A 22,549-nucleotide genomic window follows, 5' to 3' on the forward strand; every position below is an offset into this window, starting at 1 on the left:
CGAGCCGGCATCATTGTCATTGGCGCGGGTCACGGGCGTAACTCGATCGCCGTTTTACCGATTCGAATCGGCGTTCCTATCGGGACTCGTACCGCTGTCGTCACTTTCGCCCTGTCAAGGTAAGTACCGTTGGTCGATCCTAGATCCTCGACGTACCACTCCGAGCCGCGCTGAGACAGCCGGGCGTGCCGGGTTGAGGCGTAGTCGTCGGTGAGCACCAGGGTGGAGTCGTCGGCCCGTCCGATCAGCACCGGCTGGCCGCTCAGCGTGATGCGCCCCCCCGCCAGCGCGCCTTCGGTCACCACCAGATAGCGGGCCGCGTGCCGGCGCTGCCGCGACGGAAGCAGCGTGCTGCGCAGCGCCAGCCCGCGACGCACCATGACGGCACCGGTCGGGGCGTAGATATCGGTCCGCAGGATTCGCAGCACGGACCAGATGAATACCCAGAGCAACATCAAAAATCCGGCGCGCGTCAGCTGCAGTACCAATCCCTGCATCTGGCGTCCTTTCCGTCCTAGCGTCGTGTCCCCGGCGCCCGTGACTCCGCGCACATCGGCTACGTCACGATACTTGGACGGTGGTCGACACGGGGCGAAGCACGGCAGCGTTGAGCCCAGCGACTTAGTGGATCCGGACGATGATTTCCGAATGGCCCAAACGGATGACGTCGCCGTCGGCCAACTGCCACTCCTGGACCGGCGCGTTGTTCACGGTGGTGCCGTTGGTGGAGTTCAGGTCCGACAGCAGGGCGACCTGCCCGTCCCAGCGGATCTCCAGGTGGCGCCGTGACACGCCCGTATCGGGCAGCCGGAACTGCGCGTCTTGCCCGCGGCCGATGATGTTGGAGCCATCGCGCAACTGATAGGTGCGGCCGCTGCCGTCGTCGAGCTGAAGGGTGATCGTGGTGCCCGTCGCGCCGTAGCCGCCCGGCCCGTATCCGCCGTAGCCGCCCGCCTGTTGGCCGTAGTCGGCGGGCTGGCCGTACTCCGCCTGCTGGCCGTAGTCGGGCTGCTGACCGTAGTCGTACTCGGGGCTGGCGGCCTCGGGGTATCCCCCGCCCTGGCCGCCGTACGTCGTGCCCTGCGCGTGCTCGGCGTACTGGGTGTATTCGGGCGAGCCGTAATCCTGGCGGGCGTATCCCCCGCCCTGTTGGTAACCCTGGTCGTACCCACCACCCTGCTCGGGGTAGGCGGGGCGTTGTTCCGGCGGGGCGTAGCCGCCCTCGTCCTGGCGGGCCGGTCCGCGACCGTAGTCGGCGTAGCCGCCACCGTAGCCCTGCGGGCCACCGCCGGGCTGGCCGGCGGGAGGGCCGTAACCGCCCTGGCGGTATCCCTGCTCGTAGCCTTGCCCACCGCCATACCCGCCCGGCGCGGGCGGGCGCTGCTCATACGACTGCGGGTAGCCGCTCTGCCCCTGGTCGGGGTAGCCGCGCTGGTCCTGGTAGCCCTGCTGCGGCGGGTAGCCGCCGTGCCCCTGGTCGGGGTAGCCAGCCTGTCCCTGGTAACCGCCCTGGTCTTGGTAGCCCTGTTGCGGCGGGTAGCCGCCTTGCTCCGGGTAGCCGCCCTGCTCGGGCTGGCGCGGCGGGTAGCCCTGCTGAGGTGGGTAGCCGCCCTGCTCAGGCGGATATCCCCCGCGGGGGTCGGGTGCACCCTGCGGGTCCGGGCCACCGCGCGCGTCGTCCTGGGGACGCCGGTAGCGGTCGTCGTAATACTCGTCGCCGGGCCGCCCCGGCCCCTGATCCCCGCGGTAGCTCGAATTGTCAGTCATTGGTGCTACTCCTCGTTCATCGCCGAACGCGTTATTTGATTGTGGCCGGACGGCGTCTTTGACCGTCGGGCGGGGCTGGACATCGGGGTTGACAGCACCACGGGCGCGGTACTGGCCGGTACGCAGGTTCGACGACTGCTCGAACCGGACGACCACCTCACCATACGTTTGCCACCCCTGTTCGTGGATGTAGTCAGCCAAGTACCTCGCGAAAGAGCTCGACGTGAGATCGGGATCGGTGCTCACCTTTCCGAAGTCGTGCATACCGAGGGTAATGATGTATTCGTTGGGGGCCAAAAGGCGATTTCCGTGAAGCTTCTGAACTCCGTCGCGGGCCTCGCGGCACAACAGGGCTTCTACCTCTTGCGGGACGATCGATCCGCCGAACACCCGGGCGAAGGCGTTGTCCACCGACGCCTCGAGTTTGCGCTCGATCCGCGCGGCCAGCCCCCGTTGGCTACTCATGTCCTACCGTTCGCCTGCACTTGCAGAAGGTATTGCCGGTGCGCGGCAAACGAATCGCCCGCGTGCTGGTTCACTCCCGCATGGTATCGGCACATCGCAACGGCGCGGCACTGTCGAAACAGTGAGAACTGGGTCCCCGCAGATCAGGGGTGCGCCTGCGGCGAGGGCAGGGCGCCGGACGGGATCCAGGCCCGCTGCGGCGGTTCGGGAATCGGGCCATTACAGTGGTATGGTCCATCGGTTGTTTTTCCGGGCGAGTGGCGGAATGGCAGACGCGCTGGCTTCAGGTGCCAGTGTCCTTCGGGACGTGGGGGTTCAAGTCCCCCTTCGCCCACATTGAGCGGTGCTACGCAAAGTCACGACCTCGCAAGGGGTCGTGGCTTTCGTGTTTGGGGAGATCGGGACTCGGGCTATGAGCAGTCGCTGCGATACGTCCCATGGCCCTCGACGATCGCGTCGCCGTCGAAGATCAGGACCTCGTTGACGAGGTCGCCGTTCTGGTTGCGGTAGGCGATCACGATTGTGTTGACGCCTTGGTAGACGCCTTCGACGGTGAACCGGAGATCCGGAATGCGTTCGAGGGTGGCGATCCAGTACCGACGTAGCGCCGCCTTGCCGCGGACCACCCCCTGCGTTTCCGGCAGGAGGTTGGCGGCCACGGGCGATGTGAACACACGTCGTCATGGAAGTCGTCGAGGACGGCGTCGACGTTGTGGGCGTTCCAGTGTTGCGCCCATCGTTTCGAAAAGGCGTCCGCGTCGACGTTCATGGCCGGCACTGTAACGCAGGTGAATTGGGCCGCCGAGCGGCTTTGATGCGCATCGTGTGTGGCGGTCACAGTTGGCGGCGAATGTCGAGAAGGTGGTGCTGGAGTTCGTGCACGGTGTGTACTGCGACCCAGCGCAGCGACCGCTCGTGGGTCTCCGGATAGTGGTAAATCACCGTTCGGTCCCAGTCATCGTCGGATAGCCGAGCGAGGACATTGCTGAATAGTGCTGCCGCGTCGGCAAGTTGACGAGCGACCTCGGCCGGATCCTGTTCGCTGTACCCGTCGTGTTCGGCGCGCTCGTCGCGCCCCATGGACGCACAATCATGGCCGTTCGCGCGCCGTGCTGCGAGCACGCGCTCGCGTTGCACCAGCAGCACGTCTCGCACATGGCATGCGTACTCCAGCGGTGACCACACGTCGGGACACGAGCGGGACCGCACGCCGATCTCGTTGTTAGACAGAAGTACAACGGCTTCGGACGCCAACGCCCGGATGTCGTGGCCCGCTGATGTGGCTCGGCGCAGGTCATAGGCGAAACCGCACCCCGCGCAAGGTTCTGTCACAGCACCATCATTTCAGCGGGCTCAACACGAAGCTGGTTGGCCATTCGCAACCGATCACGCGGCGTTCAAAGTCCTTGTGCCTGCGGGACAATCGTCGGCGCGGGCAAGCCGCAGCTGGCCGACGTCAACGGGCAGCCCATCGCTGTCGGCCTCGACGGTGAGACAACCCACACAATAACCACTGAGGGTAGCCTTACCTAAATCAGCGCGGTATGGTCGCGGCTCATGACCTCCTCCAATCCCCCTGTGCCCAGCACCGTCGACGATCAGTTGGTCAGCGTCCTTCGGGATGACCTGGACCTCAAATTCGAATCCGTCACTGCCGCAACGCGTCTGATAGACGACCTGGGAATGGACTCCGTCGCCTTTGCCGCCGGCCTGGTTGCCATCGAAGAACGGTTCGGAACGCAATTGAGCGAGGAAGACCTGTTGACCTGCACGACCGTCGGTGACTTGCAGGCCGCGATCGGAGTCGGAGTCGACGCATGAACGTTCTCGCGGCCGCCATACGCGATGCGATGACGCGATCGCCCCATGACTTGGTCGTCCTGGACAAAGAAGCCGACAAATGGATCGCCCGCCCCTGGCCCGAGGTCCACGGGATGGCCGAAAGCATCGCAACGCATCTGCTCCAGCAGGACCGCCTCGGTGCCGTGGGAATTGTCGGTGAACCGACCGTCGAGCTGGTCGCCGCCATACAGGGCGCGTGGCTGGCGGGTGCCGCCGTATCAATTCTGCCCCGTCCCAGGCGCGGTGCCGACCCGGCCGAGTGGGCGCACAGCACCCTGAGTCGGTTCAGCGGAATCGGAGTCAGCACGGTATTCAGTCACGGTGCGACCCTGCGCACGCTCGGCGATGCGGAGTCGACGCTGTCTGTCTCCAGCCTTGCCGAGGCCGCTCGCACCCCGGCGTCGAATGACCTTCAAAGTCACTACGATTCGAACGCCGCGATCCTCCAGGGTACTGCCGGCTCGACCGGTGATCCGCGCACTGCCGTCTTGTCGCCGGAGGCCGTGCTGAACAATATGCGCGGCCTCATCGAGCGGCTACAACTCGACGGCTCCGACCGGGCGTGTTCGTGGCTGCCGATCTACCACGACATGGGCTTGGCCTTCCTGTTGACCGCCGTCCTGAGCGGGATGCCGCTTTGGCAGGCGCCGACGGGCGCGTTCTCTGCGGCACCGCTTCGCTGGGCGGATTGGCTTTCGGCCAGCGCGGCAACCTTCACCGCCGGACCCAATTTCGGGTACTCCATGCTCGGTCGCTACTCCGGCCGGGTTTCGGATGTGGACCTGGGGGCGCTGCGGATTGCCATCAATGGCGGCGAACCCGTTGATTGCGAGGGGTTTCAGCGATTCGCCGACGCGATGGCTCCGTTCGGATTGCGGGCGTCGGCGGCGACGCCGGCGTATGGGATGGCCGAGTCAACCTGCGCCGTGACGATGCCCGCCTGCGGGCAGGGGTTGCGCATCGATGAGCGGACGGAATCGGATGTGCGGCAACGCTATGCGCTGTTGGGGCGCCCCATCCCCGGTATGGAGCTACGCATTAGCCCGACGCATCGATCAACGGATGATGGTGTTGGGGAAGTCGAGATCCGCGGCTCATCGATGATGACGAAATATTTCGGCGACCCCGCCACAGGATCCGATCACGGTGCGGAATGGTTCCGCACCGGAGACATCGGTTATCTGGTCGACGGTGAGCTGGTTATCTGCGGTCGGTCCAAAGAGGTCATCACGATCGCCGGCCGCAACATCTTTCCCACCGAAATCGAGCAGGTGGCCGCGCAGGTGGATGGGGTGCGACACGGTGGCGTGGTTGCGGTCGGTTCGAAATCCGGTGCCGCCCAGTCGCGGTTGCTCATCGCCGCCGAATTCGTGGGGCAGAATCACGACGTGACCCGCAGCGCTGTCATCAAGCGGGTCATCTCGGTGTGCGGGGTGACTCCGGCCGATGTCGTCTTGATGCCACCAGGCTCATTACCGCGTACGTCGTCGGGCAAGCTCAGACGGCTGGAGGTCCGCAGCCAACTACAGGGCTGAGCGCGAACGCCGTTACGGCGCTGGCCGATTCAGGGCGTAGAGCGCCATCCTGCGGTTCGGCATGTCGTGTTCGCCGAGGAATTCACAGCGCAGGAACTCGCAGAGCCGCCGCACCATCACATTGCGGTGGTCGGGGTCAAACATGATTCGTTGGCACGCCGGGTCGGCGGCCAGGATGCTGGCGATCACCTTCCGGAGGATCAGCGGGCCCAGCCCCCGGTTCACGAGCTCCTCGTCTGCGATCGCCCCGTGCAGGCCAAGGTCGTGTGGCCGGCTGTCGTAGCAGCGGGCGATGGAATCCTTGGCAGCACGGTAGATCTCCATGTACGCGCGGTCGACACCATTGATGCTGAGGATCAGCGGTCGCGAGTAGGCGCCATCGACCTGCGCGCGCAAGTGGTTACGCCAACGCGCGACCGGCCAGTCGTACTCCCACGTGGTGACCAAGTGGGGCCGGTTCATCCACTCGGCAACCAATTCCGCGTCCGCTCCGTCGGGATCGGCGACGCGAATTCGGCTCGGCGGCAGCAGTTCAGGTACGGGAGGCGCCGGCACCTGCCGGACGCTGTCGGTGATGTCGGTGAGTTCACGAGCGAGCACAGCCCCGGGGGCGCCTGTCACGAGAGCGCCCTCGTCCCCGGGGCCGTTCTCACCGCGGTACGCGTAACGCCGATATGCACTGAGCCGCTCCTTCTAACGGTTGCGAGGTCAGGTTCATCGTTTCATGTGTAACTCAAGGCTTCCAGCGGTAAGTGACTAGCGAGGCGTTTCGATCGGTCGTGAATTGACGAGCGCGTTTGCGCCAGTAGCCTTATGAGCTAGCTCAGGGAGGGTTGGAATGCGCGCAATGCAATCACTAGGACCGGAGTTTATTGCTGCGCGGCGACCAGCGGTGCTGTGGGACTTCCGTATATAGATGAGCAGGCGCTGATCGCCGAGGCCGGTGGTGACCCCTGGGCGATCAACGCCAGCCTGCAGGCGGGTAGCCCACTGGAGATTTCCAATCTGGCCGGAGCCTTTCACCGCGCGGGCCGATGCACGGCGGAGGCCGAGAACGCTTTCCAGCAAGCACGCGCACGCTTCGAGGCCGCCTGGAACCACCACGACGGCGGCGGTCATCCCATCAACGATTCCGACGAAGTTCAGCGCGTCACGAAATCCCTAGGGGCGCAGTCGTTACAGCTGCCCAAAATCGCTGCGGACCTGGAAAACATCGCCGCGTCGCTGGCCGATGCGCAAAAGGCCGGGGCCGCGCGCATCGCCACCTTAGAAGCCCAGTTGAAGAACATCTCGGACATGGTCAGCCAGGCCGTCTCCATCTTGCAAAACGACAAAAGCCTCAGCGCAGGGGAAAAGGACGCGCTGCATGCCCTCATCAACACTTGTGAGGACGACGCGCTGCGTGACACCAAAGCTGCGCTCGCAGCCCTGCAATCGATCCGCAACAGATACGCCGATGGCCTTCAGAAATCGCTGGATAACCTTCACGCCGAAGGGTACGACGGCGCCCCGCTGCATGGTGTCGACGCTGACGGCGTGGCCCCACCGTCTCCCGCCCAGGAGGCCGCATTGGCTGGCATTCGCCAAGCCACCAACCAGGCCGTCGTGGACCAAATGGCCAAGGTGCGCGCCGCGCAGGAGGCGCTCAGTAAAGCCGCGGCCGACCTGTATACCCATGGCCCGGGTTCGCCGGAAGGCGACGCGGCCAGCGCCAAACTGCCCAAGCTCAAGGCGGACCTCGCGCGTGCCCTCGACGACCTGGGCAAGATCCCCGACTACAACAGCATTGACCCCGCGTCCGTAAGCGTTTCCCCCGACGGGCATTTCACGTTCACCTACAAGGTCAACGGGCAGCCGGTGCAGGCTTACGGCCAGCTCAAGAACGGCACGGGCGAGTTCTTCGACCAAGCCACTGGCACGTACTACACCTTCAACGGCGGCAAATTGACCGGCATGCGCACACCGGATCCCGGGAAAGTGGAAGCGACTGCCGAACCCCTCTTTACGGCCGTCACCCTGGCGACCGGGGCGCCAGCGCTCAAGGCGGGTGGCGAGGCGGCCTTTCAGGGCCTGAAGATGCTTTTCAGCCGCGAGATGTTGGAAGGTGTGACGGCTGACAACGTGTTCCCCCGCGCACTCGCCGGGGCCGAGGCACGCGTCCAAGCCGCAGAACAGAACCTGGCTTCCCATGCACCGCTGCCCGGAGACCCGGTCCCGGGCACACACCCTCTCGAGCCGCCGCTGGTCGAACACACGCCGCCCGCCCCGCACGGCGACGTACCCGTCGAACATGCGCCGGCCGGGCCTCACGTAGGGGCCTTACCTGATAGCCCGGCGCCGGTACCGCCTGACGCTCCGCCGCCTCCACCCCTGTCTTCGGACCACCCGCGGTTCGACGGATACCATCCGGTCGACCCTGGCCCGGAGTTCACCAACGCCGACGGCAGCTTGCGATATCCCGACGACACGCTGGCCACCAAACCGTACGCAGTGCCCGGCACCATCGTTCCGGACGTCCATCTGCCCGAGGGGACGGTGATCGGCCGTTTCGGCTACCCCGTCGGCGGATACCTAGCGCCCGAAGGAACCCCGTTTGCCGAATTGGCACTCCCACCAGGTAGTGCCGGCAAACCTTTCTTCCAATACGTTGTGGATGACCCATCTCGCCTTCCGCCGGGCTGGCACATCGAACAATCGGAAGTGGCGCCATGGTTCCATCAGCCCGGCGGAGGCCAGCAGTACCGCATCATCAACGAAGATGGGGAGACAGGCGATGTCACGGAATTGCTCAAGTGGGGATACTTAAAAAGGATTAACTGATGGTCGATTTCTCTCGCTTATCAGCCAATTGGTACCGCTGGGCGCCCGGATTAGGTGGAGGCGATATATATGTCACCACCGAATGCCAAGACTGTCTGATTTCCTTCAGGACCGACGACTATTCTGTTCATCTTCGTGTCGACGGGCATTGGTGGGTAGTGGACACAGTTAACGATCGCGGGCAACGGCGCGACGCTGTCGCCAAGCTATCGAGTTTTCAGCTCGCAGAAAAATACCTCATCTGGGACTGGGCTACGACTGCGCGCTCCGACCTCGCATCCGGGTCGCTCGGCGCCGACCTTGCCAAACAAGGATTTGCGTCGAATGTAGCGGTATCCAAAGTCGAGACCAAATATGAAATCTGCTCTAATGACGATTGCGCGGTCTTATCTGCGGTGAATGCCACCATTTTCAGTCACCTCATGGGAAGGTCCGTGGACGAGATCGAAAAGATGGTCACCGCGACGTCCGGATGACCGCCGGGCTCGTCGAGCCTTCAGCTCTTCCCCTAAGACCGCACCCACTGTGTGATTTCCGGAGTGACCGGGTCCGTGATGTCATCGAACTCGGGATGCTTCTTGAGCACGGTGCCGATCATCGAGCACACCGGAACAATGCGCTTGCCCTCATCGCGCGCCTCGTTGAGCGCCTCCTCGACGAGGATCGTCGCCAGGCCACGTCCGCCGTAGGCCGGATCGATTTCGGTGTGGTAGAAGACGCGTTGCTCGCCGCGGTCGGCGAAATCGGCGAGCCCCACCGTCTTGCCTTCGACGGCGATCGTGTACTTGCCGTCCTCAAGGGTGACCGTGGTTTCCGCGCCGGTCTTATCGGTTGTCATTTGTGCTTTCCTTTCGTCGGGGTATCGGTCGAGGCCGCAGCCGAGCGGTCGGCAGCGGCGGGGCGGGCAGTCGGGCGAGCGCTCCGCGGTACCCGTGCACGGCGCCGAAGCGGTCGTCGCCGTCCTCCCACAGTCGGCGGTAGTTGACGATGTCCTCGTGGCTTCGTCCGACGAAGTTCCACCACATCACCAACTCTTCGGTGAACGGCGTGCCGCCGAGCAACAACATCCGCGCGGGCCGCTCCCCCACGTTGCGTAGGTGCAGCTGCGTGCGGCCGGGACTTAGGTAGGCCAGGTCGGCGGTCGCCAGGGACGTCCCATCGACCTGGGCGGTGCCCGAATCGCAGAGCACTCCGTGCTCGAAGGTGGGATCCACGTCGATATCGAAACCTGCGTCGGCGTCGAGGTCGAGTTGGGCGCCCAGCAACGGACTGAATGTCTTTGTGGGCGAACGACTCCCGGCCAGCTCGCCGAGGAACACGCGCGCCTGGGCGCCCGGTAGCGAGACCACGGGGGGTGCGTAGTGGGCAAAGTCTCGCGACGTGTGGCGGGCGGCAGCGGGAAGCGCCACCCAGAGCTGGACGCCGTGCAGGACCGGCCCTGCGTCAACCGACACCTCGGAGTGGCAAATGCCGGCACCGGCGGTCATCAGATTCAGCTCGCCGGGCCGAACGACCGCACGAACGCCGGCGCTGTCACGGTGCTCCACTTCCCCACTGAACAACCAACTCACGGTTTGTAGTCCCGTATGCGGGTGCGGCGGCACATCCATCCTCGCCGCGACGGGACCGTAGTGGTCGATGAAACACCACGCACCGATCAGCGAACGCTCGCGTTGCGGCAACGTGCGTTGCACCCGGATCGCCCTGGGGCCGCCCAAGGGAACCTCCCGCGGATGCAGCACCTCCACCCTGGGCGAGGCGTCCCGGCGTTGCGAAGCGGCGCAGGCGACTTCGGCCGGCGCGGCTTCCAGGTTGCTCATCGCCCATCCTCCGTCGCAGCCTCGCCAACGGCGCCGTCATCCGCGACCGTACCCGGCCATCTCACTTGCCCGGTGGCCGCAGCACCTTCATGGCCAGCCGCATGACGGGCTCGGGCACCCGATCCTGCATGGACAGGGCGGTGTCGGCGACGCGGGACCGCAACGGCGTACCCCGCCCGAAGACCCGATTCAGCGGTCCCCCGGACGGCTCGAGGACCACATGCAGCGGCGGGGTGCCGACGGCGGCGCCCAGGGCGTTGGAGATGACCATCCGCTGGATCTCGCTGGTTCCTTCAAAAATGGTGTACAGCTTGGCATCCCGATACCACTTCTCAACCGGGTGATCGGTGATATAGCCCCAGCCGCCCATGGTTTGGATCGCGCGCTCGGTGGCCTTGACCGCTACCTCGCTGGCGGCCATCTTCGACATCGAGCCCTCACCCCGTTCGAAGGGGACGTTGTTGGCCGCCATCCAGGAGGCGCGCCAGGTGAGCAGCCGAGCCGCGTCGATCTGAGTGGCCAGTTCCGCGAGCGGGAACGCGATGCCCTGGTTGTCGATGATGGGTGCGCCGAACGCCTCCCGCTCGGTGGCATACGCCGTCGCGTACTCCAACGCCGCCCGGGCGATCCCGATGGCTTGGGCGGCGACCATGGGTCGCGTCTGCTCGAAGGTTCCCAATGTCGCTGAACCGGAGCGCTTTCCACCCGCCACGACTTCTCGCGCCTTGGCGAGTTTGTGTTCGAGTTTTTCCTCCCCGCCGAGCAAGTTGGCGCGCGGCACGCGCACACCTTCGAAGAGCAGCTCGGCGGTGTGGGAGGCGCGGCAGCCCAGCTTGTCGAGCTTTCGCAGCAGTTTCAGCCCGGGCCTGCCGCCCGGCACCACGAACAGCGCCTGACCCCGATGGCCGAGATCCTCGTCGACCACCGCGTTGACCACGTGCACATTGGCGATCCCGCCGTTGCCGATCCACATCTTGTGGCCGTCGATGATCCAGTCATCACCGTCACGACGTGCACGCGTGCGCAGGTTGCGTACATCGCTGCCGCCTTCGGGCTCGGAGATCGCCAGCGCGGCGAGCTTGAGATCGCCTGGCGTGCCGAAACATTCGGGTGCCCACTCCAGCATCTGTTCCGGGGAGGCGGCCTGGCCGATCGCCGAGAGCGCCAGGGCCGGCATGACGATAGCTAGCCCGATCCCGGCGCACCCCCAGAACAGTTCCTCCATGAACATGGGCAGGGAGATACCGGTCGGATCGCCGATCAGGTCGCGATAGAACAGCGGGCTATAGAAACCTTGCTGGGCCGCCTCCTCGAGCACCGGCCAGGGGAACTCCTGGCGCTGGTCATAGTCGAGGGCTACCGGGCGTATTACGGATTCGGCGAACTCATGCGTGCGTCGGGCCAGATCATGTTGTGCGGCCGTCGGGGTCAGGTCGAACGTCATGGGCGCGCCTTTAAGGTCGACAGACTGGTCTTGCCGACCCCGACTACCCCATTGATCGGTTCAACAAACTGCCGAGCTGGGATTTCGACGGAAGGTCAGGCGGCCGTACGAGGCCCGACCTGGGCCAGCGGCAGATGCAACACGACCGCGGCCACCGGGACCGCCTCGTGTTCGTGCCGCGCCAGCAGCGCCGCGTTCTCGGGCAGCTGCCGGGAGTTGATTTCCCCGGACGCGATACGCCGCAGGACGTCGTGGGCGTGCGTGAGCTGGTCACGCTTGCGGTACTGGCCGCCCGGCAGCTTCACGCCTGCCCACACGCCGTACTCCTCGCGGTGCGCGATGGCGTGCTGGGCGCAGCGGCGCTGTTGCGCCAGTGGGCAGCGCCGCAGGCATTGCAGGCGCGCCTCGGTGGCCGACCGTTCGTATGCGCGCGCCTTCGCCGCGCCGTCACCACCGTCGTCGTCGGGGTAGCCAAACCAAAGCTCCGGATTGGCTGCGCACGGGTGTCCCATGTCGGTCTCCTTGTCGAGCGTGAAACGTAGGCAAAAGCGTATATGTCGAGACGGGTTCAACGCAAGAGAAACATCGACAAAAACGTATATCCGCATATCCGAGACCCTGGCTGTGTACTATCCGGCCTATGGCCGGAGCGTGTGGTGAGCCGTGAGTCGGCCGGCGCGGCGATCCGCGCGTTGCGAGAATCGCGGGATTGGTCACTAGCCGACCTCGCCGCCGCGACCGGGGTCAGCATCATGGGGCTCAGCTTTTTGGAACGGGGCGCCCGCAAACCGCACAAAAGCACAGTTCAGAAGATCGAAAACGGGCTCGGCCTGCCGCCGGGCACCTACTCCCGGCTGTTGGTGGCCGCCGATCCGGATGCCGAATTGGTGCGCCTGATGGCCGCGCCGGCGACCGCGATGGCGGCGCGGCGCACCGGACCCGTGGTCGTCGACCGCCACAGCGACACCGAAGTGCTGGAAGGTTATGCCGAAGCCCAGCTCGACGCCCTCAAATCCGTCATCGATCGGCTGCCTGCGACAACATCAAACGAATATGAGACGTATATTCTGTCTGTGATCGCTCAGTGCGTGAAGGCGGAGATGCTCGCCGCCAGCTCCTGGCGGGTGGCCGTGAGCGCGGGCGCGGATTCGACCGACCGGCTGATGGAGCATCTGCAGGCCCTCGAGGCGACGCGCACGGCCCTGCTGAAGCGGATGCCCGGCAGCCTTAGCGCGCGTTTCGACCGGGCCTGCGCGCAGTCCTCGTTGCCGGAGACGATCATCGCCGCGCTGGTCGGCGTCGACGTCGACGAGATGTGGGACATCCGCAATCGCGGGGTCATTTCGCCGGGCGCCCTCCCCCGCGTGCGCGCCTTCACCGAGGCGGTCGAGACGGCGGGCCAAGAACAACAGGGAAGCCACGACGGCGCCGAGGGGGCACAGTGAGCCGTAGCGAAGTCGAGGCGTTGAGCCGCGCGCATCAACTCTTCGCCGGCAGCACGACGCCTGCGTCCCTGGACGCCGACACCGGGCACTATCGCAGCCTGTTGCGCCGCGCCGCCCGACTGAACGACGGATTGGCCCACGGCGGCTACCAGCTCGCGGTGGACCACGGTCGCCAACGCCTCTCGTCGGCGGCCGGGACCGACGCCGCCGTCACCGACGTGCTCGCCGGAGCCCACCGAGACCGCGCGCAGGCGCGCGACCTGACCCAAAACGTCCTCGACGCGGCCCGCGCCGATGCCAACACGCTCCCGTCGACCCCGTTGGCGCAGCGAGAGGCGATGCGCCGCCGCGTGGCGCGACTGCGCACGCAACGGGCCCACGTCGTATCGGCGAGGTTGCGTGCGCGACGGCACCACGCGGCGCTGCTGGCCCTTCGGTATCGGCTGCGGCATGGGCGCGGCCTCGGGTTGCCGCCGAACGATCGGGCCGCGGTCGCGGTGCGGGCGGCGTTGTCGCGGCTGGGCCGCCCCTACGTCTGGGGCGCCAGCGGCCCGGAGGCGTTCGACTGCTCCGGGCTCGTTCAGTGGAGCTACGCGCGGGCCGGTATTCACTTGGACCGCACCACATATCAGCAGATCAACGACGGCATTCCGGTTCCGCGTGCGCAGGTGCGACCGGGAGATCTGGTCTTTCCGCACGCCGGTCACGTCCAGATCGCTATCGGCAACAACCTGGTTGTCGAGGCGCCGTACTCAGGGGCGTCGGTGCGAATAAGCCGACTGGGCAACAACGTTGCGATCCGCCGACCGTTATGACACGCCAACTTCGCCCGGCGATACGGGCACGACGAGAAGGGTGAGCCGATGCCGGAACAACCCGGGCACTCGTTAGAGGCCGTCGAAGCACGGCGATCGACGCTGGCGAGCCAGCACGGCGCCGCGTCCGAAGCCGACCTTGTGCTGACCGACGTGCTGAACACCGCTCACAGCGCAGCGCGCGAAAGCGTCCGGCGACTGGACGCCATCGCCGAACAGATCGACCACGCGGTCGTCCAGCAAGCGAACCTCGCCGTGGATACACCCATGGGAGCGCGAGAGTTTCACAAGTTCCTGCTGGACAAGCAGCGCGAGATCGCCGCAGTCGTCGCCGGGGCGCGCGAACTCGCTCAGGCGAAAAGGGCTGCGTTGGAGAACCTTCGGGCGCAGTACACCACGGGCCGCAGTTAACCGGAACTAGTCCACAACCATGCTGCTCAGTGAATTGTCGGCAGGAACGCCCCCCACTACTGTCGCCGGACATGGAGGGGTCGCGTCACTTTCCGCAGCGAGTGCCGCTGCAGCGCCGGCTGCGCGGCTGATGTCGGCGTACGACGACCTGCTGGCCACGGTCAAGTCCGTCCGAGACCGCACCGGCGATCCCAACGCGTGGCAGACGGGATTGGCGCCGACCGAAGTCTCCGCTGTGATCACGCCGACCACCCGCACCGACCAACTCGAGGCAATCGCAGCCAAGATCCGCCGACAGCACGCGGACGTTTTCGGCGCCGTGCCCGCGAGCGGCCCGCCGACGGGTCGATCCCTGGCGGGAACCGCGACACCGCCGGACCGGGAATCGGGTGCGGCGGCGGACGCCATCGCCAGCGCCGAAGCCGCTCTCGCACAGCAGAATTCCGCGAGTTCGCAACTGGACATGCAAGTGGTGTCGGCCATCCTGAACGCGCACCTGAGTGCGGTCGACGGCAGAGAAGCGCTCACCAAGTTGCAGCACGAAACCGAAGCCGCGGTGCTGATGAGATCGGACCTGGACACTCCGGCGGGAGCGCGCGATTTCCAACGTTTCCTGATCGGCAAGCTCAGGGACATTCGCGCGGTGGTCCTGAACGCCAGCCTGGACGACACGTCGAAGTCGGCGCTGATGGCCGCCTGGACGTCGCTCTACGACGCGTCCAAGAATGAACCGAACCGGCCGGGGGAACACGCGCCGGCGGCGTCCGTTGGTGATGCGCCCGCGCTCGGTTCGGCCGCCGAATCGAGCGATACCGACGCCGAATGGGATCCGCTGCTGGACTCGCTGTTGGCCGATGATGACGGACTGTGGCCCGAAGACGCTCCGGCGCCAGATCCGGCGGCGGGCGCCCCGATCCCAACGGCGACGGAAACGCCGATGGCGCCCCCGATGCCCAACTTCGGTGGTGGGCCACTTCCGGGCCTGGGCACCATGCCCGCCTCCACGGCGGGATGGGAAGCGCCCGGCGGCCTTCCCTTTTCGGGCGGCGACGCGGACGATCCGGCGCTGCAGGACCTGGCCGCCGAAGAACTACCGGATGCCCAAGAGGAAGACCCCAGCGCGCACGACGCCTCGGACAACCCCGACGAGAACAACGACCCACAGGACGCGTCATCCGATGAGCCAGCGGCTGGCCCTACGCCGGTGACCCTGCCCGACGGCGAGACAGTGACCGCCGCCAGCCCACAGTTGGCAGCGGCGATCCAGGCCGCCGTCGGCGGCACGCCGATCGCGGAAGCCTTCCAACAACAGGGAATTACCATTCCCCCACCGGGGACGGCGGTCGCCAACCCAATCGATGCCCTACGGGTGGGCCCGGGCGACATCGGTATGTTCACGGACCGTCACGCCCTTGCCCTGGGCCCTGGCAAGGCGCTTCTCGATGGCCAAATTCAGCACATCGCCACCGTGAGCGGACCGAACTTTCTAGGCTGGGAGCATCCGCCGGCGGCGGCCGCGCCCGCGACCACGCCGACTAAGCCTGAACCACCGACACCTACCCGGCCGGCAACCTCGTCGACCACCTGAGAAAAATGAACTCGCCGGCACGTACGGCGGTCGTCAACAGGAGACAGCGGATGGCAGATTCGATACATGTGGTGCCCGCGCACTTACGTCAGGCCGCCGCGCATCATCAGGACACGTCGGAGTACTTACGCACCGTTCCGTCGTCGCACGCCGCGATCCAGGAGAGCCTCGATTCGCTCGGGCCGATCTTTAGTGAGCTTCGCGATGCCGGCCGCGAGCTGCTCGAGCTGCGACGGCAGTGCTATGAGCAGCAGGCCGCTGACCACGCGGATTTGGCCGACCAATTGACCGTATCGGCGACGATGTGGGAACAGCACGAGCAGGAGGCTGCACGCAAGTTCGGCGACGTCGTCGACCGCGGTCGATGACCGACGCGAATCCCGCTTTCGACACCGTTCACCCGAGTGGGCACATCCTGGTCCGCTCTTGCCGCGGCGGATACATGCACAGCGTCGCGCTGAGCGAAGAGGCGATGGAAACCGACGCCGAGACTTTGGCGCAGGGCATCGTGCTCACCGCGGATGTGTCGTGCCTCAAGGCGTTGCTGGAGATCCGCGACGAGATTGTCGCGGCAGGGCACACCCCTTCCGCCGAGGTTCCGACCCCCCGGGACCTCGACGCCGCCATCGAGAAGTTGCTGGCGCACAAACTGCGCCGCCGCGATGGCGGACGCTAGCCGTCCTGCACGAATCTCACATGCGACGCGGGCCTAGCGCAGCCACGGCTTAGCTGCGCTGGGATCGGGAGCGATCCCCGTGGGCGGCTCGACGGGATTGGGGCCGAACAACTCTCGCGCGCGGGCGAGTAGGGCGCGCACCTCGTCGAGTTGCTGCTGCAGTGCAGATTCAGCCATGGCCCCACGCTACCCAGGCCGTTGCGGGCGCACAATTCACTGACCGCACAAGTCGAACGCCCGCTGCCGGTACGCTTAGCTGGTGGCGATCTTCGGTCGGATGACGGCGCGTCAGCGCCTCCGGAGGGCTACCCGGGAGTCGCTGGCGATTCCGGCTTTCAGCTCTCCGATCGACTGCACCCCTTGGGTGACAGGCGGGCTGTGGCCTGCCGAATTGTCGACGGTCACCGCCGAAACCGCAACTCTCGCAGAGTATCTCAAGGCCGACCTGCAGCGAATCGCCAACGGCGCCAACGACCAACTCAAGATGCTCAAGCGGGCGGGCATGACCGACCCGGCGCGGCAGGCGGCCGAGGCGCGAGTCATCGAGGAGGCCCGCGGCCGCGCCGTGCGCCGAGTCGAATCGACGATCCGCTATCTGCATACGGTGCAGAGCGGTGCGCAGCGCCCCGCCGCAGCCCCGCCCACCCTCGAGGGTCCGGGCGCTGACCTGGAAAGGACGCAGGTGCTGCCCGCGGTCCGCGAGCTCGACGACGTCGCCGAGCCACCCCCGCCGCCGCCGAGATGGCGTCCCCGCCCGGCCGAACCAGTCGAACCAGCCGAACCGGTCGAACCGGAGGCGGGCGAACCAGCCCAACCGGTCGAACCGGAGGCGGGCGAACCGGAAGCCGCCCGCGCTGAGGAGCCGGCCGCGGCCCCCGATGTGTCCCATCTCGAGGAGACTCAGGTCATCCCGGTCGTCTCCGAAGCGGAGCCGGTCGTCGAGACGCCCGTGGACCGCGAGGCCGAGCCGGTCGAGGAGCCCGTCGCAACCGGCCGCCACCATGCGGTGGTGGACGAGCCCGCTACCGGCGACGAGCCGGCGGCCGAGCCGGAGCCCACCCCCGGCGAGGACGAGCCGGCCGATGTCGCCGACGCGTCGCACCTCGAGGAGACGCAGGTCATTCCGGTAGTCACCGACGCGGAGCCCCCGTTCGCGGCGCCGGCCGATCGCGCGCCGGCGCCCGTCGAGGAACCCGTCGAACCCGTCGAGGGCGGGCGCCACCACGCGCCCGCGGAGGAACCGGCGGAGGACACCCGCGACGAGCCGGCCGCGGTGAGCGAGGAAGTTCCCGTCGAGCCGGCCGCGGTGAGCCAGGAAGCCCCGGCCGAGGAGGCCGAACCCGTCGTAGCCGCGCCGACCGCCATCGAAAAACCGGTGACCCCAACGGGTTTCGACAACGCCCGGCTGAACCGGCTGCTTGAGTTCGTGGTCCGGCAAGAGCCACGGCTGAGTTGGGCGATCGGGGATCGCGCCGACGGGACCACGGTCTTGGTCACCGACCTCGCCCACGGCTGGATCCCGTCTGGCATCAGCCTTCCCGCAGGCGTGCGGCTGTTGGAACCCGAGCGACGCGGCGGCAGGGTCGCCGCACTGATCGGCGACACGACACGCGTCGTCACTTACGCTCCCGGTGATTCGTTGCGCCGCTCGGCCGACTTCGCCGCGACACGGTCGTCGGTGGACCCGCGCCAGCTGCCGGCCATCGATGACCTGGCAAGGGTGCTCAGCCAGGTCACCCGCGCGCACGCCGAACTGCCCAAGATCGTGACGCGGCTGGCCGATGCCGCGGCCGCGGGCACGTTTGTCGTCGATCAGGAGGTCGACGTGCTACGCGTGCACCTCGACACGGCGCGCTATCAGCTGCTGGTTCAGTATCCGAACGTCAATCCGGGATTGCTGCTCAAATGCATGCTGATGGCCGCCACCGAAGGCATTGCCAGCGGCGACACGGTGTCGGCGAACTATCACCTCGCGTGGTATCGCATGCTCGCCGCGTCGACGCCCGGCGGTTGAGTCGAGAACCCATCGCGTATGAATTGACGCTGGTCGGAGGGGTCGACGATACTGTTCCTCGTGTCGGGTTCGGGCAGTCGCGCGAATCTCAGCGATAAGGATCTCGTCGAATCGGTTCTTCGGGAACTGAGCGAAGCGGCCGACAAGTGGGAAGCCCTTGTGGCGCAGGCCGAGGCGGTGACCTACAGCGTCGACCTGGGCGACGTGTACGCCGTGGCGAATTCCGACGGTCGCCTGCTGAAACTGACCCTCCATCCCGGTGTGATGACCGGGTACGGCCACGGCGAGTTGGCCGACAGGCTGAACCTCGCGATCACGGCGCTGCGAGAAGAGGCCGAGGCCGAAAACCGGGCGAGTTACGGCGGCCCCCTGCACTGACGGCGCTTACGCGCTCATCGCGCGGGCTCGGTTGACGGGCCCGCCGCGTTGGTCATACCGGTCGCATACGCTTCTCCGGGAAGGGACATGCCTGGTGCCCACCTCGTAGCGACACCGTGCGTTCGACGGGCCGGCGGCACCGCGCTGGATTTTGTCGCTGTGAGGCGGGCAAAGGACGGGTGCCGACTCCGAGCGACGCATGAGACAGAAGTGGCGCTCCGCGTGACCGGCACCCGCGGCTCCCGCCGAAATCGCGCGCTCATCGCCCGGCGCCGGGAGGTCCCGCGAAAGCCTGCGCGATCTCCAGCCAGCGCCGCGCGTCGGCGCCTTGGGCCGTGATGTCCAGGGCGCTCAGCGGGCGCCGCTGGGTGACCAGGTAGCAGAAATCCTCCGCGGAGCCGCTGACCCGTTGCTCAGCCCCCGGCGGTCCCCAGGACCAAATGTCACCGCCGGGTCCGCGCAGTTCGACCAGGAACGGTTCGGCCGGGGGCGCGAGATTGTTGACGGCGAAGGCGAAGTCGCGAGTGCGGACCCCCAGATGAGCGATCGACCGTAGGCGGTCGGTCGCGGGCCGCGTGACGCCGAGCGCGTCGGCGACGTCGAGACCGTGCGCCCACGTCTCCATCAACCGCGCGGTGGCCATCGAGGCCGCACTCATCGGTGGGCCGAACCACGGGAGTTTGCGGCCGGCGGTGACCCCGAGCAGCTCCTCGTGCAGCCGGTTTCGCGTGGCGCGCCAGTCGGCGAGCAGCTCGGCCGGCGCCAGGGCCGCAAGTTCTTCGGCACCCTTGTCGACGAAGCCCGTCGGGTCGGCGGCCGCACCCGCGAGCACGTCGGCGAATCCAGGCTCGTCGGTCACCGCGATCAGGGCGACGCGGTCGGTCCACAACAGGTGTCCGATCTGGTGCGCGATGGTCCAGCCGGGCGCGGGCGTCGGGTCGGCCCAGCGCTCGGGCTGCAACGGCGCGACCAGGGCGTCGAGCGCCTCGCTCTCGGCGCGCAGGTCCTCGACCATCGGTGCGGGGCCGGTCATCGCTGCGCTCCCCTGCCGGCGGCGGCCGTCGGACACCTCACGTCGTCACCCTAGCGATCGTTCGCCTGCTCGCCGCGGCGACCGATGAAGCTGTGCACCGCGAGGCCGGCCAGGTAGAGCACCGAGCCGAACAGTGCGAACGCGGGCGCGTGTCCGTCGCCGGGGATCAACATTCCGGCGACCGTGATCGCGACGATGAACGCCACCCAAAACAGCGCGTCCTGCACGGCGAACACATGCCCGCGAAGGGCGTCGTCGACATCCATCTGGATCGCCGTGTCAGCGCAGAGTTTGACCACCTGACCGGTGACGCCGAGGAGAAAGCCACACGCCACCATGACGGGGACCAGCAGCTGGGCGCCGGCGATCTCGATGATCGCCGAGGCCGCCAACGCGCCGTTTGCCGTGGCATAGCGCCCCCAGCGCCGGATCGCGGGCGGTGTCAGCAGGTTGGCCAGGAAGGCGCCCAAGCCCGCCGCGCCGAAGAACAGCAGCGCGGTGCCGAATCCCCCGCCATCGGCGTCGGGCATGTGATGGACCAGCAACAGGACCAGCAGCGAGTTGATGCCGACCACCATCCGGTGCGAGGCCAGCCCGGACAGCGTGGCGCCGACCGTCGGGCGTTGCGCCACCGTGCGCGCGCCGTGCAGCCAGCCGGTGACCACCGCGTAGATGACCGGGCCGTGGATCGCGCGCCGGGTGTCGTCGGGGCCCAGCGCCCCCGCACCGAACCGCCACGACAACAGCAACGCGATCGCCACGGGAATCGCCGTGATGAAGACGATGGCCGAGGCGCCCTTGTCGCCGGCGCCGAAGACGAACCGCGGCACCAGCATGAAGTTTGCGCCGACGAACGCCGCGATGGCACCGACCGCGGTGGCCACCGAGTTCATCGTCACCACCTGCTCGCGCGGCACCACGTGCGGCAGCGACGCGGACAGCCCGGACCCGACGAATCGGGCTAAGCCGTTGGCGAACAACGCGCCCAGCAGCAGGGGCAGGTCGCCCGCCCGGACCGCCAGGATCGTGCCGATGGCGGCGATGAGGATCAGGCGGCCCGCGTTGGCTCCGACGAGCACGAGCCGGCGGTCCCACCGATCCATCAGTGCGCCGGCGAACGGCCCTAGCAGCGAGTAGGGCAGAAACAGGACCGTGAAGGCGCGCGCGATGGAAAGCGGATCGGCCGCGCGATCCGGGTTGAACAGCAGCGCTCCGGCCAGCGCCGCCTGAAACAGTCCGTCACCGAACTGGCTTGCCATGCGCACCTGCAGCAGCCGCCAGAAGTCTGGCAAACCGCGCACGGACCGCCAGATTTCGACGGGTGCGCTGGACTGCATCCGGGTTGGGATCACCGAAACCGACTTCCGCGATTGGGGCTGGCAAACTCGTGCGCTCAGAGCTGTCCCAACAACAGTACAAATCGCCGTGGCCCGCGGTCTCGATTGCCCTGGGCGACGATCGGCCGGATGCGATGATGGTGGGGTGCCGCCGCCGGAGGATCCAGAGGACTATGTCGCACCCGCCGCGCAACGGGTGCGCGCGGGCACTTTGCTGCTCGCCAACACGGACCTTCTCGAACCGACGTTTCGGCGCAGCGTGATCTACATCGTCGAGCACAACGACGGCGGCACGCTGGGTGTGGTGCTCAACCGCGCCAGCGAAACCGCGGTGTACAACGTGCTGCCCCAGTGGACCAACCTGGCGGCGAAGCCGAAGACGATGTTCATCGGGGGCCCGGTGAAGCGTGACGCCGCGCTGTGTCTGGCGACGTTGCGGGTCGGCGCCGATCCGCACGACGTGCCGGGCTTGCGGCATGTGGACGGCCGGGTGGTGATGGTCGATTTGGACGCCGACCCCGACGCGATCGCACCGCTGGTGGAGGGCGTGCGGATCTTCGCCGGGTACTCCGGCTGGACAATCGGTCAACTCGAAGGCGAGATCGAACGCGACGACTGGATTGTCTTGTCCGCCTTGCCATCCGACGTTCTCGTCGGGCCGAGGTCAGATTTGTGGGGTCACGTCCTGCGCCGGCAGCCGTTGCCGCTGTCGCTGCTCGCGACCCACCCGATCGACATCAGCCGAAACTAGGCCTCCCCAGCTAGAAGGTCAGTGGCACGACTGCGTGCAGCCGGCGCAGCTGCCCGCGCACGCGGGCGCCGCCGCTTCCTGGCGCAGCGCGAAACGCGCGCTCTGCCAGGAGCCCGCGGCCAGCGTCCCCAGCGCCCCCGCGACACACACGATCAGCACCACCAGTGCGGTGTGCGGGACCGCGGCCAGCGCCACCACACCACCGGCGCCCAGCATCACCGCGGCCGCCAACTGGGTGGGTGCCATGGCGCGCAACGCGAGCGCCGTGGCGCCGAAATTCCGATTGTGCGCAAGCGACCAGGTGCCGAACCCCGCCGAGGCCACCGCCGCACACATGCACAGCACGCCCGCAATCAGCATGGGCCCGCAATACGAGCCGGGTTGGCCGCCCGCTCATCCGGCTCTGCG

Annotated in this window: 25 protein-coding genes, 1 tRNA gene and 1 pseudogene; 14 read left to right on the plus strand and 13 right to left on the minus strand. The window is 67.0% G+C overall.

What is annotated here, in order from left to right; translation table 11 throughout:
• Positions 1 to 29 precede the first annotated feature (29 nt).
• Positions 30 to 497 (minus strand): FHA domain-containing protein FhaB/FipA, encoded by a 468-nt coding sequence (locus K883_RS09075; RefSeq protein WP_007771646.1) that lies wholly within the window; start codon positions 495 to 497, stop codon positions 30 to 32.
• Positions 498 to 621: 124 nt separating this feature from the next.
• Positions 622 to 2,232: a DUF3662 and FHA domain-containing protein gene (locus K883_RS09080; RefSeq protein ID WP_008262561.1), complete on the minus strand. Its 1,611-nt coding sequence runs from the start codon at positions 2,230 to 2,232 to the stop codon at positions 622 to 624.
• Positions 2,233 to 2,483: 251 nt separating this feature from the next.
• On the opposite strand from K883_RS09080, the gene K883_RS09085 reads away from it, so the two are divergent.
• Positions 2,484 to 2,566, plus strand: a tRNA-Leu gene (locus tag K883_RS09085).
• Positions 2,567 to 2,642: 76 nt separating this feature from the next.
• Here K883_RS09085 and K883_RS09090 read toward each other — a convergent pair.
• Together K883_RS09090 and K883_RS09095 are read right to left on the minus strand one after the other, a co-directional pair.
• A pseudogene (locus K883_RS09090) lies at positions 2,643 to 3,001 on the minus strand (nuclear transport factor 2 family protein).
• A 65-nt stretch (positions 3,002 to 3,066) separates the two neighbouring features.
• Positions 3,067 to 3,525, minus strand: coding sequence for a DinB family protein (locus K883_RS09095; protein WP_036429866.1), 459 nt, complete (start codon positions 3,523 to 3,525; stop codon positions 3,067 to 3,069).
• A 264-nt stretch (positions 3,526 to 3,789) separates the two neighbouring features.
• On the opposite strand from K883_RS09095, the gene K883_RS09100 reads away from it, so the two are divergent.
• Positions 3,790 to 4,053: an acyl carrier protein gene (locus tag K883_RS09100; RefSeq protein ID WP_050989361.1), complete on the plus strand. Its 264-nt coding sequence runs from the start codon at positions 3,790 to 3,792 to the stop codon at positions 4,051 to 4,053.
• Positions 4,050 to 5,609 carry a long-chain-fatty acid--ACP ligase MbtM gene (gene mbtM, locus K883_RS09105; RefSeq protein ID WP_020821265.1) on the plus strand — a complete coding sequence of 520 codons (1,560 nt, stop codon included), beginning with the start codon at positions 4,050 to 4,052 and terminating at the stop codon, positions 5,607 to 5,609. Before K883_RS09100 ends, mbtM begins: the two co-directional genes overlap by 4 nt.
• Before the next feature lie 12 nt (positions 5,610 to 5,621).
• Here the strand turns inward: mbtM and K883_RS09110 are convergent, their stop codons facing one another.
• Positions 5,622 to 6,209 (minus strand): GNAT family N-acetyltransferase, encoded by a 588-nt coding sequence (locus tag K883_RS09110; protein WP_008262570.1) that lies wholly within the window; start codon positions 6,207 to 6,209, stop codon positions 5,622 to 5,624.
• Between the two features lie 297 nt (positions 6,210 to 6,506).
• Between K883_RS09110 and K883_RS09115 the strand changes: the two genes are divergently transcribed.
• Complete coding sequence (locus tag K883_RS09115) at positions 6,507 to 8,429, plus strand: TNT domain-containing protein (protein ID WP_020821266.1); 1,923 nt, start codon at positions 6,507 to 6,509, stop codon at positions 8,427 to 8,429.
• Positions 8,429 to 8,905: a hypothetical protein gene (locus K883_RS28180; RefSeq protein ID WP_231504819.1), complete on the plus strand. Its 477-nt coding sequence runs from the start codon at positions 8,429 to 8,431 to the stop codon at positions 8,903 to 8,905. The genes K883_RS09115 and K883_RS28180 overlap by 1 nt, the downstream gene beginning before the upstream one ends.
• A gap of 32 nt (positions 8,906 to 8,937) precedes the next feature.
• Here K883_RS28180 and K883_RS09125 read toward each other — a convergent pair whose 3' ends face one another.
• The 4 genes from K883_RS09125 to K883_RS09140 form a co-directional block, all read right to left on the minus strand.
• Complete coding sequence (locus K883_RS09125) at positions 8,938 to 9,267, minus strand: GNAT family N-acetyltransferase (RefSeq protein WP_008262573.1); 330 nt, start codon at positions 9,265 to 9,267, stop codon at positions 8,938 to 8,940.
• Complete coding sequence (locus K883_RS09130; RefSeq protein ID WP_020821268.1) at positions 9,254 to 10,249, minus strand: pirin family protein; 996 nt, start codon at positions 10,247 to 10,249, stop codon at positions 9,254 to 9,256. The genes K883_RS09125 and K883_RS09130 overlap by 14 nt, the downstream gene beginning before the upstream one ends.
• A gap of 61 nt (positions 10,250 to 10,310) precedes the next feature.
• Complete coding sequence (locus tag K883_RS09135; protein ID WP_020821269.1) at positions 10,311 to 11,693, minus strand: acyl-CoA dehydrogenase family protein; 1,383 nt, start codon at positions 11,691 to 11,693, stop codon at positions 10,311 to 10,313.
• 95 nt (positions 11,694 to 11,788) lie between these two features.
• Entirely contained in the window at positions 11,789 to 12,205 is a 417-nt protein-coding gene (locus K883_RS09140; protein WP_036454304.1) for a WhiB family transcriptional regulator, read from the minus strand.
• A 144-nt stretch (positions 12,206 to 12,349) separates the two neighbouring features.
• Between K883_RS09140 and K883_RS09145 the strand changes: the two genes are divergently transcribed.
• The 6 genes from K883_RS09145 (at position 12,350) to K883_RS09170 (ending at position 16,628) form a co-directional block, all read left to right on the plus strand.
• Positions 12,350 to 13,138 (plus strand): helix-turn-helix domain-containing protein, encoded by a 789-nt coding sequence (locus K883_RS09145; RefSeq protein ID WP_036455380.1) that lies wholly within the window; start codon positions 12,350 to 12,352, stop codon positions 13,136 to 13,138.
• Positions 13,135 to 13,953: a C40 family peptidase gene (locus K883_RS09150; RefSeq protein ID WP_020821272.1), complete on the plus strand. Its 819-nt coding sequence runs from the start codon at positions 13,135 to 13,137 to the stop codon at positions 13,951 to 13,953. The genes K883_RS09145 and K883_RS09150 overlap by 4 nt, the downstream gene beginning before the upstream one ends.
• 48 nt (positions 13,954 to 14,001) lie before the next feature.
• A complete protein-coding gene (locus K883_RS09155; RefSeq protein WP_020821273.1) occupies positions 14,002 to 14,364 on the plus strand; it encodes a DUF4226 domain-containing protein in 363 nt (120 codons plus the stop codon).
• Between the two features lie 130 nt (positions 14,365 to 14,494).
• Complete coding sequence (locus tag K883_RS09160) at positions 14,495 to 15,952, plus strand: DUF4226 domain-containing protein (RefSeq protein WP_020821274.1); 1,458 nt, start codon at positions 14,495 to 14,497, stop codon at positions 15,950 to 15,952.
• A gap of 50 nt (positions 15,953 to 16,002) precedes the next feature.
• Positions 16,003 to 16,320: an ESX-1 secretion-associated protein gene (locus tag K883_RS09165; RefSeq protein ID WP_008262603.1), complete on the plus strand. Its 318-nt coding sequence runs from the start codon at positions 16,003 to 16,005 to the stop codon at positions 16,318 to 16,320.
• Positions 16,317 to 16,628: a DUF2694 family protein gene (locus K883_RS09170; protein ID WP_020821275.1), complete on the plus strand. Its 312-nt coding sequence runs from the start codon at positions 16,317 to 16,319 to the stop codon at positions 16,626 to 16,628. The genes K883_RS09165 and K883_RS09170 overlap by 4 nt, the downstream gene beginning before the upstream one ends.
• Positions 16,629 to 16,661: 33 nt before the next feature.
• Here K883_RS09170 and K883_RS27870 read toward each other — a convergent pair whose 3' ends face one another.
• On the minus strand, positions 16,662 to 16,805 hold the full coding sequence (locus K883_RS27870; protein WP_014378759.1) for a hypothetical protein: 144 nt from the start codon (positions 16,803 to 16,805) through the stop codon (positions 16,662 to 16,664).
• A gap of 82 nt (positions 16,806 to 16,887) precedes the next feature.
• On the opposite strand from K883_RS27870, the gene K883_RS09175 reads away from it, so the two are divergent.
• Together K883_RS09175 and K883_RS09180 are read left to right on the plus strand one after the other, a co-directional pair.
• Complete coding sequence (locus K883_RS09175; RefSeq protein ID WP_020821276.1) at positions 16,888 to 18,642, plus strand: DUF5631 domain-containing protein; 1,755 nt, start codon at positions 16,888 to 16,890, stop codon at positions 18,640 to 18,642.
• Between the two features lie 51 nt (positions 18,643 to 18,693).
• Positions 18,694 to 19,020 (plus strand): DUF2710 family protein, encoded by a 327-nt coding sequence (locus tag K883_RS09180; RefSeq protein WP_172417549.1) that lies wholly within the window; start codon positions 18,694 to 18,696, stop codon positions 19,018 to 19,020.
• Between the two features lie 259 nt (positions 19,021 to 19,279).
• Here K883_RS09180 and K883_RS09185 read toward each other — a convergent pair whose 3' ends face one another.
• Both K883_RS09185 and K883_RS09190 read right to left on the minus strand, forming a co-directional pair.
• Positions 19,280 to 20,053 (minus strand): TIGR03084 family metal-binding protein, encoded by a 774-nt coding sequence (locus K883_RS09185; protein WP_036454307.1) that lies wholly within the window; start codon positions 20,051 to 20,053, stop codon positions 19,280 to 19,282.
• A 50-nt stretch (positions 20,054 to 20,103) separates the two neighbouring features.
• Positions 20,104 to 21,390 carry an MFS transporter gene (locus K883_RS09190; RefSeq protein ID WP_020821278.1) on the minus strand — a complete coding sequence of 429 codons (1,287 nt, stop codon included), beginning with the start codon at positions 21,388 to 21,390 and terminating at the stop codon, positions 20,104 to 20,106.
• 145 nt (positions 21,391 to 21,535) lie between these two features.
• On the opposite strand from K883_RS09190, the gene K883_RS09195 reads away from it, so the two are divergent.
• Positions 21,536 to 22,141 (plus strand): YqgE/AlgH family protein, encoded by a 606-nt coding sequence (locus K883_RS09195; RefSeq protein ID WP_008262619.1) that lies wholly within the window; start codon positions 21,536 to 21,538, stop codon positions 22,139 to 22,141.
• 18 nt (positions 22,142 to 22,159) lie between these two features.
• Here K883_RS09195 and K883_RS09200 read toward each other — a convergent pair whose 3' ends face one another.
• Positions 22,160 to 22,501 (minus strand): hypothetical protein, encoded by a 342-nt coding sequence (locus tag K883_RS09200; RefSeq protein ID WP_008262622.1) that lies wholly within the window; start codon positions 22,499 to 22,501, stop codon positions 22,160 to 22,162.
• Between the last annotated feature and the right edge of the window lie 48 nt (positions 22,502 to 22,549).

Origin of the sequence: Mycobacterium sp. TKK-01-0059, assembly GCF_000709305.1 — a bacterium.
Taxonomy (GTDB): Bacteria; Actinomycetota; Actinomycetes; order Mycobacteriales; family Mycobacteriaceae; genus Mycobacterium; species Mycobacterium intracellulare.